The organism is Streptomyces sp. SID11385, assembly GCF_010548245.1.
In the GTDB taxonomy this organism is placed as follows: domain Bacteria; phylum Actinomycetota; class Actinomycetes; order Streptomycetales; family Streptomycetaceae; genus Streptomyces.
The window spans coordinates 23,071-37,958 of record NZ_JAAGLR010000845.1 but is presented as its reverse complement, the minus strand read 5'-3'; the positions used below and the strand labels follow the sequence as shown (position 1 = coordinate 37,958).

Sequence of the window (14,888 nt, the reverse complement as noted above, 5' to 3'; positions counted from 1 at the left end):
TGCGTGATCTCCTGGAGGTCGTTCAGGTCGTCAGGTACAGAGGAGTGGGTCGTGGCGAAGGAGAAGGGGGCAAAAAACACGTATGGCGTGCCCCTGAAGCGGAGCGACTACCTCAAACTGGACAAGCACAGGCACCACTGCGAGCCGGACGACTTCAGGAAATGGGTCCAGTCCGGATACGGAAAGGGTAAACGCCTGGCTGTCGACCTCTTCTCGGGCGCCGGCGGGCTGAGCCTGGGCCTTGAACGAGCCGGATGGACCACCGCTGCGGCCGTGGACTTCGACGAGCGGGCTCGCGAGACGCATGCAGCGAACTTTCCGGGAATGAGTCTTTGTGTCGACCTCGGCGATGACGACCAGCGAGGCGAATTCGTCCAGCGAATCCTGGACTCCGGAGCCGATATCGACATTGTGGCGGGGGGACCCCCCTGCCAGCCGTTCAGTCGTGCCGGACGCAGCAAGATCCGACACTTGGTCGAGTACCACAACCGCGACCCGCACGATCTGCGTAAGGAACTCTGGCGCGCCTATGTCGATGTGGTGGAGCGGCTCCTTCCACGTGCCGTCCTCATGGAGAACGTCCCTGATATGGGTCTCGGCGATGACTTCAGCGTGATCCGCATCATCGAGGCGCAGCTGGAGAGTCTTGGGTACGTGACCCAGGTGCGGCTTGTCGATGCGTGGAACTATCGCGTGCCGCAGCACAGGAAGCGTCTGATCCTCCTCGCACGGAGAGACGGTGGCGGCTTCGTGTGGGGCAAGCCGAAGAAACAGACCACCCTTCGGGATGCCATCGGTGACCTTCCTGCACTCAATCCGGAGGCTTTGAAAGCGGTAGGTGCCCGAGTCGGCGACTACGACGAGGAGCAGGAGCCGAAGCCCTCTTCCTTCGCCAAAGAGATGCGCAGAAGGGCGGACAAGGGCGTAATTCACGACCACATGACGCGGCGGGTTCGTAAGGACGACTTCAGGATCTTCACGGTCATGGATTCCAAGACCCTCTACTCCGAGCTTGAAGAGAAACTGGAAGAGAACGAGAAGGATTTCCAGAGGTACGACGCGGAGCAATTCACCGACAAGTACAAGAAGCTCGACTGGAAGGAACTGAGCCGCACCATCACAGCGCACATCGCCAAGGACGGCTACTGGTACATCCATCCTGAAGAGGCGCGAACGCTGACCGTGCGTGAAGCCGCAAGGATCCAGACCTTCCCCGACCGCTTTCGGTTCTCGGGTACGCGGAGCGACGCCTTCCGCCAGATCGGCAACGCGGTTCCCCCGCTGTTGGGCGAAGCCGCGGCCCGGGTTCTCCTACCGCAAGATGTTCCCGCTGGGGACGCGGCCGCGGACAAGTGGCCGAAGCTACGCGAGGAATTGACCCGCTGGGCCAAGGAGCAGCGGGCGGGCAAGCAGTGGCACCAGTTCCCCGGTGGCCGGAAGATGAAGCCGCTGGGGGCTCTCGTCATGGCGGTGCTCTCAGGAAGCAAGCTGCACCCGAAGCAGCTTTCCGACGTGATGGCCGAGGTCGCTGGGCACAGGGAGCTGACGCAGGACGTCTATCTCGCCCTCGTGAACGCAGCGCCGACAACAGCACTCCGCAAGCGTCTGGAGGGCAGGCTCAGTCCGGTCGTCGACAAGCCCGAGGCCTGGGTGAACGCGGATTCGGTTCTTGATCACAGCAAGGTGATGGGGCTCAAGCCGGCTGAGCTCGCGTTGTTCAGGCTGCTGGCCGGCGGCGACATAATGCTGGTCGGCCAGAGTGCGTTGCGGGTGGCTGCGAGGGTACAGCAGAACGAATCGCACCTGACCAACCGACTGACCGAGGGTCGGCTCAACCTCATCAAGCTTCTCGGCGCCGGCCGGTACGCACCGGTGCGCATGGCCGCCATCAGATTCATCGGCGAGAACCTTTGCCGTGACAAGCAGCCCGTCTGTGGAAGCTGCCCGCTGAGCAACTACTGCCCGACCCGTCCGCAGGAGGACGAGGGAACCGAAGCCACCTTGGATGTCGCGGTAACCACAGGCTGACAGGGCCCTGCCGGGAGAACCGGGACGCTGCGGTGTGCCGCGTGGACGATGCGCTCGGCGGCCTGCTCGGCGTCGGCCCTGACCTCACACTCCCAGATGCGCACTACGGTCCATCCGGCGTCCCTCGCCGCTTCGGTGTTCCTGGCGTCCCTTTCCATGTTGGTCGTGATCTTGGCTTCCCAGCGCGAGGCGTTCGGCCCTTGGATATGCCGCGTGCCGTGGGCTGGGCAGCCGTGCCAGAAGCAACCGTCGACGAAGACCGCGAGGGAGTACCGGGGCAGAACGAAGTCCGCGGTGCAGCGGGGAGCGACCTTACGGTGCAGCCGAAAGCGCAGCCCGAGGGCGTGGACGGCGCTCCTGAGGGTCTTTTCCGGTTCGGTGTCCCGGACCCGGCGGCCTCGGAGCTGCGCGCTCCAAGGGGTGCTCACCCATCCTTCGTGTGTGCTCACGAGGCCATTCCACCTTGGGCGGTCATGCCGTGGGCGTGCTCCGGGTGGCAGACTGACCTAGGTGATCCGAGATCCCGCAGAACTCGACATCGACGAGGCTGGCCGTGTGGAGATCCCGCTCGAGATCCTCGCCGAAGCAGGCATCAGCCCGGGTACCAGGCTGCTTGTGTTCAGCGACGGGGAGGGGCGCATCGTGCTGAGGCGTGTAGACGACGCGATCAACGACCTGTTGCGGGAGGGAACCCTGTAGCGGCAGCCCCGACCGCCCGGGGCTGCCGCCCTCACGCGGTCTCGTCGTCGAGGCCGACGGACACGGGGTGGAATCCATGCCGCAGGGCCTCTTCATAGACCTCCATCGCCTGCCTGGCCTGGGCCCCGGTCACCCGTCGCCCTTGGGCGAGCCGCTGCGCGACACGGTCGGCGAGCTGCCTGTCCACGGCGCGCAGGAGCCGGCCTTCGCGGGCCCAGTCCGCGAGAGCCTGCCACTCCTCGCTGGGGGTGTCCTCGACGGCGGCTTCGGCCTCGTCGGACTCGGTGCTCTCGGGGGAGGCGATCTCGAAGGGCTCAGCCGTGAGTTCGGCGTTCAGCGCATCGGGGAGCGTCCACGGGATGCGGGAAACCTCGTCCCAGCAGTCGGGCTTCTTCGCCCACTCCGACACGTGCCGGTCGCCGGAGATCACCGTCTCCATGATCAAGGGACAGAGCTCGTCGAGGGCGTGCTCCAAGGCGTCCGTGGTGCCCTGCTCGTTCCAGATCCTGTCGAGCTCGATCCGCTTCTCGGCGGCGAGCGAGAGCCGGGCGACCGTGTAGGTCGTGATCAGTCGTTTGTGGCTGCCGGCAGAGTGCGCACGGGCGATCCGGTCGGCAGCCTGGAAGAGGATGGCGGTGGCTATGGCGCGCTTGCAGTACTGCGCGTCCACGACGGGATCGGACTTCTCGATCCGCTCCATGAAGTGGGCGAAGTTCTTCTGGGCACCGCGACTCACCCAGTACGGGAGCTGCTCCCAGGAGTGCACGAAGGTGGCCAGGTCGGACTTGCTGAACCTCTGCCGGCTCGGCGTGATCAGCTTGAACTTGCGCTGGGCGGCGCGGGTCTCGTGCTCGGCGGACTTGTCGGTGTACTGTCCCCGCGCCCGCTCGTAGAACCATCGCGTCTCCTGACCGCTGCCGTCGGTCGCAGGAGCCCACAGGCTGCGGGAGACACGCTCGAAGGCGACGTGGAACTCGTGGTTCGAGCTGAAGTCGACCAACGTCACCTTGTTCTGGGTGTTGGAGTACTGGGAGATCCTCGGAACGATCTCGGACAGGTACGCGGGATCGACGATCGTGAGTTTCATCTGCACGTGGACCCCGTCCAAGTCCCGCTTGTCATGAGTCAGGACGTGGTGCAGCGAGGCGGTGGTCTGGCCGCCGTTGACGATCTGAAGGCCGGTCATACTCCTGATGGCGACGGGGCTGCCGTGCTCGTCGGTCTCGAAGTCCACGTCCGAGGCGGTGGCGGTCACGCCGTTGTTGTAGGCAAGGAAGCGGCTCGGATCCTTCAGCAGGGTTTCGCGGATGCCCTTGTTAACGCCACCACGGGTCTGGAGGAAGGACCGGACGTTGAGTTCGAGCAGCCGGGTCCGGTGCTCCTTGTACAGTTCGGCAAGCTGCCGGCCGGGGATGACGGCCAGGACGACCGAGTAGTTCGGCTCGTCGCTGTGCGCCGCCAGGCACGGAAGAGGACGCTCGAAGGTCACCTTGATGGGCTCGCCGAGGCTCCCGGAGGTCTCGTGCCTGTGGAGCCGCGCAAGGTCCCAGAGCTCGTGTGTGACAGGGATCCCCTTGAACTCCCCGGGTCCCGGGGCACTCGTCGTGCTGACCCGGTTGCTCAGGAGAAAGAGCCGGATCTTCGGAACGTTCGACAGTGCCTTATCCACACCGACGCACATGTCGTGCACGTCGGTGTTGTCCTCCTGGTTGGGGCGGATGGCCGCGTGCTTGCCCACGAACGCGAACAGCCTGCGGAAGAGCCTGTCGGACTCGGCCTTGGTCAGCTTGCTGCTCATCGGGGTCAGGTTGAAGTCGGTGGTGTAGAGATCGAGGCTGGACCCGTCCTCGGGCAGACCGTAGCCGTAGATCTCCAGCCCCCGGGAGGAGTGGTAGGCGAGCGCAGCGTCGGTGACCACCCCGGCCTCCTCGAGGATCTCGAGTACGTGCTGGGTGAACGTGTTCGGGATCGAGCCGTCCTCGGCGTCCGCCAGCGCCTGGATGTCGGTCACCAGCGCGCGTGAGTAGTCGTGGAGGTCGTGCTCAGCCATGGGGTCCTCGGATCATGTCGACGAGTGTCTCGGCGGTCACGCTGTGGGCGGTCAGTGCCGACACGTCGATGGTGTAGGTGCAGTTGCCCACCCCAGGCGGCAGTTCGGCCTCGATGATGCGAGGGAAATCCTCCCCGACCGTCCAGAACTCGCTGCGACGCAGGGTGTAACGATCGTGGTCGTAGAGGTCCCGCTGATTCGGCAGATAGCCAGCTTGGACCAGCAGACTCTCGAAGCGCTGGGCGGCGGACGGTGAGGTCAGACGGGCCCGTATCTCGTCCACCAAGGCGTTCAGACTCTTGCCGAGCCCACTTTGCCGGTCGTCGAGGACGACATGAGTCAGTGCGAGGGGCGTCGAGTCGGCCGTGTCCAGCTGCCGCTCACTCGCGATCTGGACCGTCCGGGGAGAGCGGGCTGTGGTCGTCTTCACCTCGACCGCGGCGCCGGGCAGCTGGAAGTCCTGGTTCGTCTGCCGAGGGCCCGTCCAGGAGCTGACGGCCGTGTGCTGGTCCACAGCCGGAAGTACGTACTCAAGGAGGAAGTGTAGTTCGCCGAAGAGACCGCACCGGGCCTGTCGGGACAGGCCGTCGCGCGATACGGAGCGCAGCAGCTGCTGCCACCGGACGTAGCGGCGAACCGCGGCCTCCGCCGCCGTCTCGGTTGTCGGTGCGTCCCGAACCACTTCTGCGATGTCGGTAACGAGCGGGGTGAAGACCTCGGTGAGTTCGTCGTCGGTGAGCACCACCTGGAGCTCGTAGTGGTTGCCGGACACCGACGACAGGTTGAGCTGCAGGCCACGGGTGGCCGTCAGTTCGTGGATCTCCTGACGGACGGTGTCGGCGGTCCTAGCGTCGGTGCCGAGCAGCAGCATCCGCCGGAGGGCAGGGTGCGTCACCGACACCTGGATGTCGTGCAGGGAGTCGGGGTAGAGCCGCCGGGTGGACCTGCCCGGAGTCTGCTGGTGGGCCTCCAGCTCCTGCCACACACTCTCGTCGATCACTCTTCGTCCTCGAAGTCGCCGAACTCCATGTCCTGCTTGAACCAGATGTCGTTCACCACGTACTCGGTCTTCAACTGGTGGCTGGAGAACGGAAAGCTGATGGCGAACCCGACCAGAGGGGCGACCGGCTCGGGGTTTCCCGACGAATTGGCCACCTCGGCAGGGCTGAGGGGATACAGCAGAAGCAACGGCTGGTCAGAGCGGCGCTGGTTACGCAGGGGCCGACCGCGGGGAGTGTCGGGGTCGAGGGGCTCGCCCTTCCTGTTGAGCTTGCCCCTCGCGACCTCCTTCGTGTCCTTCAGCGCGCGCTCCTTCTGCTCGTCGGTCAGGTCGCAGAGTTCGTCGGCGGGGCTGAGTACGCGCTTGATCGTGTAGCGGCCGGGAACAACGTCCGAGGACTTGGAGTGGCTGCGCGTGATGAGGCCGACGGAATGGCCTGCGATCTCGGCCGCCGCTCCCTCGGGCAGTCGGCTGGCCAGGCGGATCGTCCAGTTGCCCAGCTCATCCTGCCTGGCACACTGGCGTACGTACTCCGCGATGAAGGCCGGCCGCACCCGTTGGGCCTGCCGGTCGGTGAGGTAGGAGTCGAGGAAACCCTCGGTGACGTCCGAGGCTGCGACGCCACTCCAGGTAATGCTCCCGCTCCGCTCGTCTACCTTCCCGGCAGAGAGCGCATCGAGCCGCGCGACGAACGTTTCGAGCAGATCGTGGTTGTGGCGGACCACCTTCTCGGAAAGGTCAAAGATGGTCGTCTCGGGAAGCTCACCGGAGTAACTGAGGCGGACACGTGTGCCCTGCCTCATCTTGTTGGAGGCCGTGATGCCGAGGCCGAGCGACGAGGTCCTGACCTTGAGACCGTACTCGCGTGGGGTGAGTCCCACTGCGGCCATCTCCTCGACGTCGCGCCGGAGTTCGTCGGTGGCTGCGGTGATCTCCGCGTACTGGCGCTGCAGCGTACGCGTCGTGTACAGCCGACACAGGTCCTCGTAGTGGGGACGGTAGCCGAACCAGCGACCCATCTGCAGCAGGGTGTCGTACGTCTTGGAGGCACGCAGGTAGTAGCTGACCGACAACCCTTCGAGGGTCAGACCGCGGGAGAGTTTCTCACCGCCCACGGCGATGACCGACAGGCCGGTCTCCCGGCGCTCGTAATACTGGAGAGTGTCCTTCGCGGCACCGTTGACAGCCATGACGGTGATCTTCGCAAGGGCTGCGTGGAGATGCGGTTCGACGTCCTCCCAGTCGAGCCTGCCCCCGGTCATGTCCTCGGTGCAGGGGACGAAGTCCTCATCCCAGAGCTCCCGCAGCTCTTCCTCGAGTTCTTGCCGGGCACTGCTGAACCGGTCCTGTAGAACGTCGAAGAGTAGGCGCCTATGGGCGTCGATCTGGTCGCGGACCTGCTGCTGTACGGCTGTGAAGCGGGTCACGTGCACAAGCATGGAGTTGTGCACAGCAACCTGCCCCCGTGCTCGACGTGCCGCACAGGTGAGGACGAAGGACCGAATAGCTCGCTGCAGCGACTCGGGCAGGAAGTCGGGTACCTGGTGGTGCGACTTGTGTTTGTCCGGCACCCAGAGGTCCGTGTCCTTGACGTGCCTTATGAGCTGCAGCGGTTCGATGTCCTCCTCGTCTCCGTCGGTCTGCAGGCCGAACACCCGCTCGGGGCCGAGGTAGTTGGACGGAGCCCGCAGGGTGCGGATGAAACTCTCCGGGAAGAGGTCGGGGCCGAGCTCGTCATGTTCCGTGTCAGGGTTGATGTAGATGTTCGCGAAGGGGGTCGCGGTGTAGCCGACGTAGGACGCTTTTGTGAAGCTGTTGACCAACCGCCTGATGGCCTTGTTGATCGCCGACGGGTTGGTGTCGGGGTCCTTGGAGGTGTTCACCCCGGCGTTGTCGGCTTCGTCGTCGATCACGAACAAGGGGAGGTCGGGAACGACCATCCGGCCGGTCTCCGGGTCCTCCACGCCGTGGTTGTCGATCACCCAGTCCCGCAGGTTGTCGATGATCCGCCGGTTCTTCTTGACCACGAGGACCACCGGAACGCTGCCCACCGGCACGTTCGCGGAGACCGCCGTCTTGCGGGCGAAGTCCCCCTTTTCGTGACTGGTGGTGAGCGATGCGGCCTTCAGACGCTTGCCGTGCGACATCGCGCCAACACCGATATGACGATGCGCGTCGTCGTCCGAGCGGAACTGGTACTGGGTGTCGAACCCGAGGAGCCCCTCGTCGATACGGAGCTGCGTCTGGCTCCGCAGGTCGTTGTGGATCCCGGCGAACACCACGATGAGCCGGTAGCCGGCGTCAGCTGCCTTCGCGGCGAGCCCGATGAACTGCCCCGTCTTGCCAGACTGGACCTGTCCGATCACGAGCCCGGTCCGGCGCCAGACGCCTTCCCGCTGAGGGTCTTCCAGCTCACCGAGGACGTCGTCGGTGCTCTGGTCGAGTCGGCGTACGACCTGCGTCGGGAGCTTGGAGACGGTCAGGAGGTAGCGCCGGTAGCGGTCCCAGAAGTCCCACTTCCGGTCGGCCTTCGCATCGGCGAGCCAAGGTACGTGCCCGTCGTCGTCCTTCATTGCGGAGGAATCGGCCTGGAACACGGAGGCCCGGGCCTCGAGCACTTTCCGCACTTGGTCCCGCTCCACTGTGATCCCTTGGGCAGCGAGGATGCTGACCGCGGTGTTCACGGCGAAGTCCACCTCGGCCGGCGTTGCCGGGCGGTCACCGGGCAGGAGCAGCACCGCGGTCTGCTCGGCCTTCTCGAGACTGTCTTCGGGGGTGGTGCTCACAGCGACCTCCTGCGGCCGGGTCGGTTGGGCGTGGGGACTACCAGGTGTCAGGAGTTCCAGAAACCTTGTTGCTCGTCGAAGGGGGACATGGAGCTGAGTACTGCCCGGGCGTCCTCAGGCGAGCGGCCCTGCTCAAGGAGTGCTTCGTACACCTGGCGGGCGATGTCGACGGTCTCCGGAGCGGCCGGCCCCGGACCGCCGAAGGGTTCGGGGTCGTCGACCGTGTCTGTCTCGTGGAGCATGCGGAGCGCCGTGACCGGGACCGACTCCTCAAGGAGGCGGATCATCGAGCGGACGACGTCCGGGTTGCCGCCCTGGTCGTCCATCGCTGCTTTTACCAAGGGGTGTTTTCTGTTGATGCGCAGAACGATCCGGCCGTCGTCGCGTTTCACGTTCCAGGCGAACTTGAGGGGGTCACCGTGCGCCCGCGACACGACTTGACCACGCTGTCGTGCGGAGCGGGAGGCCGCCTCGCGCGTGTACCTGGCGATCCTCTCCAGGTGACGCCGCAAGGAGACGGGTGGAACGACGCTCGCTTTGCGCACGTCCACGCCCCAGTCGGTGTCGGCCTCCGCAGGGATGTCCACAGCGATCCGCGCGAGGTTGTACTTCTCCTCGCGCCGGAGGCCGCGGATCCCGAGCCAGTCACCGGCCAGGATCAGGCGGTCACGGCGGTAGACATAGAACCCCTGCTGTCCCAGCCATCCCTTCTGCCCGGCAGCCGACTCGTATTCGGCTTCCGAGAGCCGCTGTGCCGTCGGGAGGACGAAGGGCTCCACGCGCACCGACTCCGATCCCAGCGGTAGAGGCTCCCAGGGGATCCGCTGGACCGACGGGTGCTTGGACAGAAACGGGTCCCACGGGGAGAGGTCGGAGCCACGTACCCGAATCCGGCACCGGGCCGGACGCTGCAGGAAACGGGCGAAGACCATCGCAAGGTGGGCTTCGGTACGCTCCGCCTCCGCGTAGAACTGGGCCTGCGTCTTTTCGTCGTCATTGGTCACGGCGGTGTTGTGGTAGCCGGAGAGCTGCTCCCACAGGACGACGGTCCCGTGTTGCATGCTTCCCGCGATCCGACGCAGCAGGGTGGTGGTCGTCGTATCGCCGGGGTCACGGAGGAGCCGCCACTCCTTGTAGTGCTCCACGACGCCAAGGTCCCACGTCCGGACGTGCCAACTTCCGTCCCTGACCGTGGCGACGGTGAGCTTGCGGCACTGGGAGAACGAGGCGGACTTCAGCCCCACACCGAAACGGCCGAGATCCGTGGCACTCCGCTCGGCTGACGGACCGCGGGCCGCCACCGTCATGGCGGTCACAAGCTCGGGCTCCGTCATCCCCCTGCCGTCGTCCGTCACAGCGATCCAGGAGCTCTGTCCGTCCCATGTGAAGTCGACGTCGATGTTCCGGGCCTCAGCCGAGACACTGTTGTCCACAAGGTCTGCGACGGCAGCGGGAAGCGAGTAACCGAGCGAACTGAGCGACGCCACCATGCCAGCAGGGTCGGGAGCGGCAACGTCGAAGTCCATCTTCACGCTCCGTACCCGGTGTATCCGGTCAGTCCTGTGCGGTCGGTTCGCCTGTGTGCTCCAGGGAGCGGCATGCGGCAGGACTTCTCGGGCTTCGCGTGGTGAGCGTGCTGCAACTCGTCCCACGCCAGCCGAAATCCCCCGTTCGGAGCATCCTACCGAACGGGTCTCGTTTAACGTAGGTGATCTCTGTGGAGGGCTGTCCGCCAGCTTCGCGAGGAACAACATGTACGCCGCTTGGTTGCCTGGGCAGAGGACGCGAAGATCACCCGTCCGGATCCGTCCGACCGTTCCGTGCGGATTCACGGCGCGTACGAGTTGCTGACCGGCAGCGGTATCGCCTCGCCGGGGCCGGTATTCCGGGCGGGTCCCAGCACTGCGACTGCGTCACTGCGCAACTGGTCGACCGAGCAGACGGGAACGGGCAGGACCGGCTACGCCCCTGTCACCCTTGGCATGGAAAAGCGCCTCATGATCGGGCTGACTTAGCAGTGGGAGACAGCGCTCGAAGCCGGCTGGCCATGCACTCGGCTCGCCGGTGCGCATCCTCTACGACCTCCGCGCACACGCGCGCCCGTGATCCGATCTGACTTCCTCGCTATCGATGCATGTCAGAACCAAACAGTCCCGACGCCGCCTGCTGCCTCCTCGGAGACCGGTGAATTTCACCCGTTGGTCAAGGAATGACGAAAGCATCTGACGGGCTTTCACGCACGGCTGTCCACCGGTTGTCCACCGGGTCCCGTTGCGCCAGCCTGACCTCCCCCTACGGGCAGGCAAAAGACCAGTTCAGAGCCTTGGTTCGTCGATCTCATCACAGAAACGAACCTTCAACCTACGCATTACGATGCACAGACAGTAAGTGCCCGATTTGCCCAGATTCCAAGGTCAATAACATCAAGAAACCCCAGGTCACGGCGTATGTGACCTGGGGTTTCGCTGAGCCGCCTTCGGGATTCGAACCCGAGACCTACGCATTACGAGGGCCTGCATGATCGTGACAAGGGATGACCCGTGATCATTTTCAATCCGGTTTTGCCTGGTCAGAGACTTCCCGACCTCGCAGGCATGACACGCGAGCCTGCTGGATGCTTACCCGTCCGCTCACGCACCGCTCACGCAACCCGGAGCGGATTCTCAGCGCTTCCGCCAGTCCTTGTGCGGGTCGATGAGGGCGCTGCCTCCTGCCCACTTCATCCCGCAGACAGGGCAGACTACGTACCACTCGTCACCTGAGGCACTCTCGTCCATACGCCCCCGCTGCCCAGTTCCGGGGCAGTCCTCAGTGACTTCTGCGCGCATTGCTTCTCCTCCCTACCGAGCTGGCTACGCCACGCCCTCGTCGGCGACGGCGGTCGAGCGGATCGAGTGAATGACGGACACCATGACGTCCACCTCGGCCTCCGGGAAGATCGCCTCGGGGCCGGTCGGGGCGAGCGCGGTGAACGGCGACTCGTACAGCGCGTCAACGTCTATCGTGCCGTTGCGCGCCAGGTAGTCGATCAGCTCGTTGACGAATCGGAGTTGGTTGGCCGTGAACGCCTTGCCCTGCTGGAAGGTGTCGAAGGCCAGAGCCGCCGCCTCTCGCTCCAGGCCAGTCAGCGACCGGAGGAAGAGGCCGAGGCCGCCCTTGGCGTCCTTGATGTAGTCGATGTCCGCGGTGGTGCCGAGGCCGGCCTCAACGAAGATCTTCTCCAGCTCCGACAGGTCCAGAGCCGTGATCTGCTTGTTGCGGCGGATCTTCTGGACGGCAAGCTGATCCTGGTGCGTGTTCAGGTAGATACGGATCTTCTGCTCGAAGCGGGTGAGGTCGGTACCGATCTCCATGCCGGTGAGCGTGGCAGCGGTCAACTCGCCCAGCTCGTCCTCGAAGTCGGTGTACACGATGCCGCGCTTGGTCTTCTCGATCAGCCGTACCAGGCCGCGCAGACGACGGCGCATGGTCTCCAGCAGGGGCAGCGTCACGTCCTGCCACCACTCGTCGCCCGCGACCTCGTCGAGCAGGACCTGCTGGGCCTTGATCGCGGGAATGGTCAACTGATCGAGCAGGGCGGACGCGATCTCCCTGACCTGATCCCGCAACCGCGTGAAGCCCGGGTCCCCGTTTGCGACGGCCAGCTGGAGGCGGAGCGCGAGCAGGTCGAACCGCTTGGCCTCCTCGCCGGCGTCGCCCTTGTCGCGGAAGGCGGTCGGGAGTCCGGCGAGGTGGTCGATGACCTCGCCGTGCGCGTCGGGCGTGAACTCCAGCCAGGCGTCGAAGTCGGCGAAGTTCTCGACCTGTTCGCGGTGCGGGCGGACCAGGAAGTTCTCCGGGTTCATCGCCGTGACCTCGTCATGCAGTCGAGTGGCGAGATCCCAGCGCAGACCGGAGTCGCTGACGGTGCCGTCGGACTCAGGCCGCGTAGCGATCACTGCAGCTGCTTGGCGATCGCGGACGGAGCTGTCATCGAGGGCGAGAAGCAGGTCCGCTCGGCGCTCAAAGATCCGCTGGCTCAGCGAGGGGGCGACCTTGCCTTCGGCGCGCATCAGGTTCTGGTTGAAGAACTCGATGTTCTGGCACAGGTCGAAGACCAGGAAGCCGTCCTTGCTGCGGTTCGGGCCAAAGAGGTCGGGCGCGAGGCGGGTACCACGGCCGATCATCTGCCAGAACTTGGTCTTGGAGCGCACCAGCTTGAAGAAGACGAGGTTGACGACTTCGGGGACGTCGATGCCGGTGTCCAGCATGTCCACGGAGATGGCGATCTGGGGAAGCTCCGCAGCGTCGGAGAACTTGTCGATCAGGCTCTGGGCATACTCCTTGCGGTAGGTGATGACCTGCGCGAAGGCACCCTTGAGATGCGGGTAGTTCTTGTCGAACCGCTCGGCGATGAACTCGGCGTGGTGGTTGTTGGCGGCGAAGACTATGGTCTTGCCGAGCTTGTCGCCGCCGTCGACCTTCAGGCCGTGCGTCATGAGGGTCTGCAGGACCTTGTCGACGGTGTCCGCGTTGAAGAGGTACTTGTTCAGTTCCTCCGTGGTGATCTCGTCAGGGACGTCACCGTCCTCATTCCACTCCGTCTCGTCCCACTTCTCCTTGTCCTCGTCGGATAGGTCGTCGTACTTGATGCCGCCCCGCTGGAACTTCAGCGGGACATCGACGGCCCGCGGCGCCACGAGGTACCCCTCGGCCACGGCCTCGTCCAGGCTGTAGACGTCGGTGGGCACGCCGTCTTCAAGTTCGAAGCGACGGTAGGTGTTGCGGTCGACCTCGTCCTTGGGCGTCGCGGTCAGGCCGACGAGGAGCGAGTCGAAGTAGTCGAAGATCGCGCCGTATCGCTGGTAGATCGAGCGATGCGCCTCGTCGATAACGATCAGGTCGAAGAAGCCGGGGCCGAAGATGCGCCGCCCATCGGCGTCGGTCTGGTCGATCAGGTTCATCATGGTCGGGTAGGTGGAGACGAACACCCGCGAATGCGGGTCCTTCTCCTCCAGCAGGTTCACCGGGTTGGCACCGGGGAGATGCTTCTTGAACTCGTTGGTGGCCTGCTTGACCAGGGCCTTGCGGTCGGCAAGGAAGAGGATGCGCTTGGCCCAATTGGCGCGCATCATCAGGTCGCTGAGCGCGATCACGGTGCGGGTCTTGCCGGAGCCGGTCGCCATCACGAGCAGAGCGTGGCGCAGCGAATCCTTCTCGAAGGAATCGGCGATCCGTCGTATTGCACGGGACTGGTAGTGACGGCCAGCGATCTGCTCGTTGATCGGCAGCTTGGCGAGGTTGCGGCGGCTGGCCCTGCGCTGGATCAGGAGGCGCAGCTCGTCCTTGGTGTAGAAGCCCTGGACCTCGCGGGGCGGGTAGTTAAGGTCATCGAACAGGTACGTGCGATAGCCGTTGGTGTAGAAGATCACCGGCCGCTGCTTGAACTGCGCTTCCAGAGCATCGGCGTAGAGCGTCGCCTGGTACTTGCCCTGCTTCGGGTCGCGCGTGGTCCGCTTCGCCTCGACGACGGCCAGGGGCTTGCCGTCGTCGTCCCACAGAACGTAGTCGACCTTGCCCTTGCCGGAAGGCGCGGCCGAGGTCGGCAGTCCCGTGACCGGGTACTCGCGGTCCCTCGGCTGGTCCAGCGCCCAGCCGGCCTCCTTGAGCAGGAGGTCGATGATGAGCGAGCGAGTCTCGGCCTCGTTGTAGTCGTGAGTGTCCGGCTGCGCCTCGTTCGCTGCCTTGGCCGCCTTGACCTGTGCACGCAGCTGGGCGATCTCTGCGTCGAGGTCCTGATTCTTCTTCCGCTCGGCGGCCAGCGCGGCATCCTGCTCGGCGTACTTCTCGGCCTGCGCCTTCAGCTCGGCCTGCTTGGCGATCCGCACCTCGGCCGGGACGGGCCGCGGTATCAGCGCAGTGTCGAACGCGAGAGTGGACGCGGGAAGTTGGGCCTGGTCGCGGGTGTAAGTGCGGGCCATCCAGTACAGGACGTGGAACAGCTCGGCGACCGTGCGCACCGCGTCTTTCGGAGCGATGGGCGTCTTGCGATGTACGGCGGCATTGCCCTGCCGCCGAATCACGTCCATCTTCGCCCGGATCGCAGGGCCAGCTACCTTCACCAGCGTCGGCTCGGCAATCAGCGCCGCCAGGTCATCCTGGTACGGCAGCTTGAGCGTGTCGTCCGCCTCGAACATCCACGTCACCGCAAGCTCCAGCACCCGCCGCGCGTAAAACGCGGATGCCCTGGGGTCCGCGTAGGACAGTCGCTCGGCGTGCACGGCCTCGCGGTGAAGCTCAGGCCACTCGGCCTGAAGGAACCCGAAGTTGCTCACGGAAGTAACCT

The 14,888-nt window shown here is 65.1% G+C and carries 8 protein-coding genes; 2 read left to right on the top strand and 6 right to left on the bottom strand.

Annotation, left to right across the window (positions count from 1 at the left end; genetic code table 11):
- The first annotated feature begins 51 nt into the window (after positions 1-51).
- The gene (locus tag G3I42_RS25540; RefSeq protein ID WP_343244662.1) at positions 52-2,028 is read left to right on the top strand and encodes a DNA cytosine methyltransferase; all 1,977 of its coding nucleotides are present in this window, start codon (positions 52-54) and stop codon (positions 2,026-2,028) included.
- Here G3I42_RS25540 and G3I42_RS25535 read toward each other — a convergent pair.
- Positions 1,956-2,456, bottom strand: coding sequence for a very short patch repair endonuclease (locus G3I42_RS25535; protein WP_343244664.1), 501 nt, complete (start codon positions 2,454-2,456; stop codon positions 1,956-1,958). The genes G3I42_RS25540 and G3I42_RS25535 overlap by 73 nt on opposite strands.
- An 82-nt stretch (positions 2,457-2,538) precedes the next feature.
- Between G3I42_RS25535 and G3I42_RS37845 the strand changes: the two genes are divergently transcribed.
- Positions 2,539-2,727, top strand: a complete 189-nt coding sequence (locus G3I42_RS37845) for an AbrB/MazE/SpoVT family DNA-binding domain-containing protein (protein WP_164289694.1) — start codon at positions 2,539-2,541, stop codon at positions 2,725-2,727.
- A gap of 31 nt (positions 2,728-2,758) precedes the next feature.
- Here G3I42_RS37845 and G3I42_RS25525 read toward each other — a convergent pair whose 3' ends face one another.
- From G3I42_RS25525 to G3I42_RS25505, 5 genes are all read right to left on the bottom strand, one after another.
- Positions 2,759-4,777, bottom strand: a complete 2,019-nt coding sequence (locus G3I42_RS25525; RefSeq protein ID WP_164289692.1) for an AIPR family protein — start codon at positions 4,775-4,777, stop codon at positions 2,759-2,761.
- The gene (locus tag G3I42_RS25520) at positions 4,770-5,777 is read right to left on the bottom strand and encodes a PD-(D/E)XK motif protein (protein ID WP_164289690.1); all 1,008 of its coding nucleotides are present in this window, start codon (positions 5,775-5,777) and stop codon (positions 4,770-4,772) included. The genes G3I42_RS25525 and G3I42_RS25520 overlap by 8 nt, the downstream gene beginning before the upstream one ends.
- On the bottom strand, positions 5,774-8,563 hold the full coding sequence (locus G3I42_RS25515) for a Z1 domain-containing protein (RefSeq protein WP_164289688.1): 2,790 nt from the start codon (positions 8,561-8,563) through the stop codon (positions 5,774-5,776). The genes G3I42_RS25520 and G3I42_RS25515 overlap by 4 nt, the downstream gene beginning before the upstream one ends.
- A gap of 47 nt (positions 8,564-8,610) precedes the next feature.
- Positions 8,611-10,089: an ATP-binding protein gene (locus tag G3I42_RS25510; RefSeq protein WP_164289686.1), complete on the bottom strand. Its 1,479-nt coding sequence runs from the start codon at positions 10,087-10,089 to the stop codon at positions 8,611-8,613.
- Between the two features lie 1,326 nt (positions 10,090-11,415).
- Positions 11,416-14,877, bottom strand: a complete 3,462-nt coding sequence (locus tag G3I42_RS25505) for a DEAD/DEAH box helicase family protein (protein WP_164289684.1) — start codon at positions 14,875-14,877, stop codon at positions 11,416-11,418.
- Positions 14,878-14,888: the final 11 nt, after the last annotated feature.

Excerpts from the sequence above, each read along its gene's own strand:
- G3I42_RS25525 (WP_164289692.1), bottom strand. The coding sequence starts at position 4,777 with ATGGCTGAGCACGACCTCCACGACTACTCACGCGCGCTGGTGACCGAC.
- G3I42_RS25510 (WP_164289686.1), bottom strand. The coding sequence starts at position 10,089 with ATGGACTTCGACGTTGCCGCTCCCGACCCTGCTGGCATGGTGGCGTCG.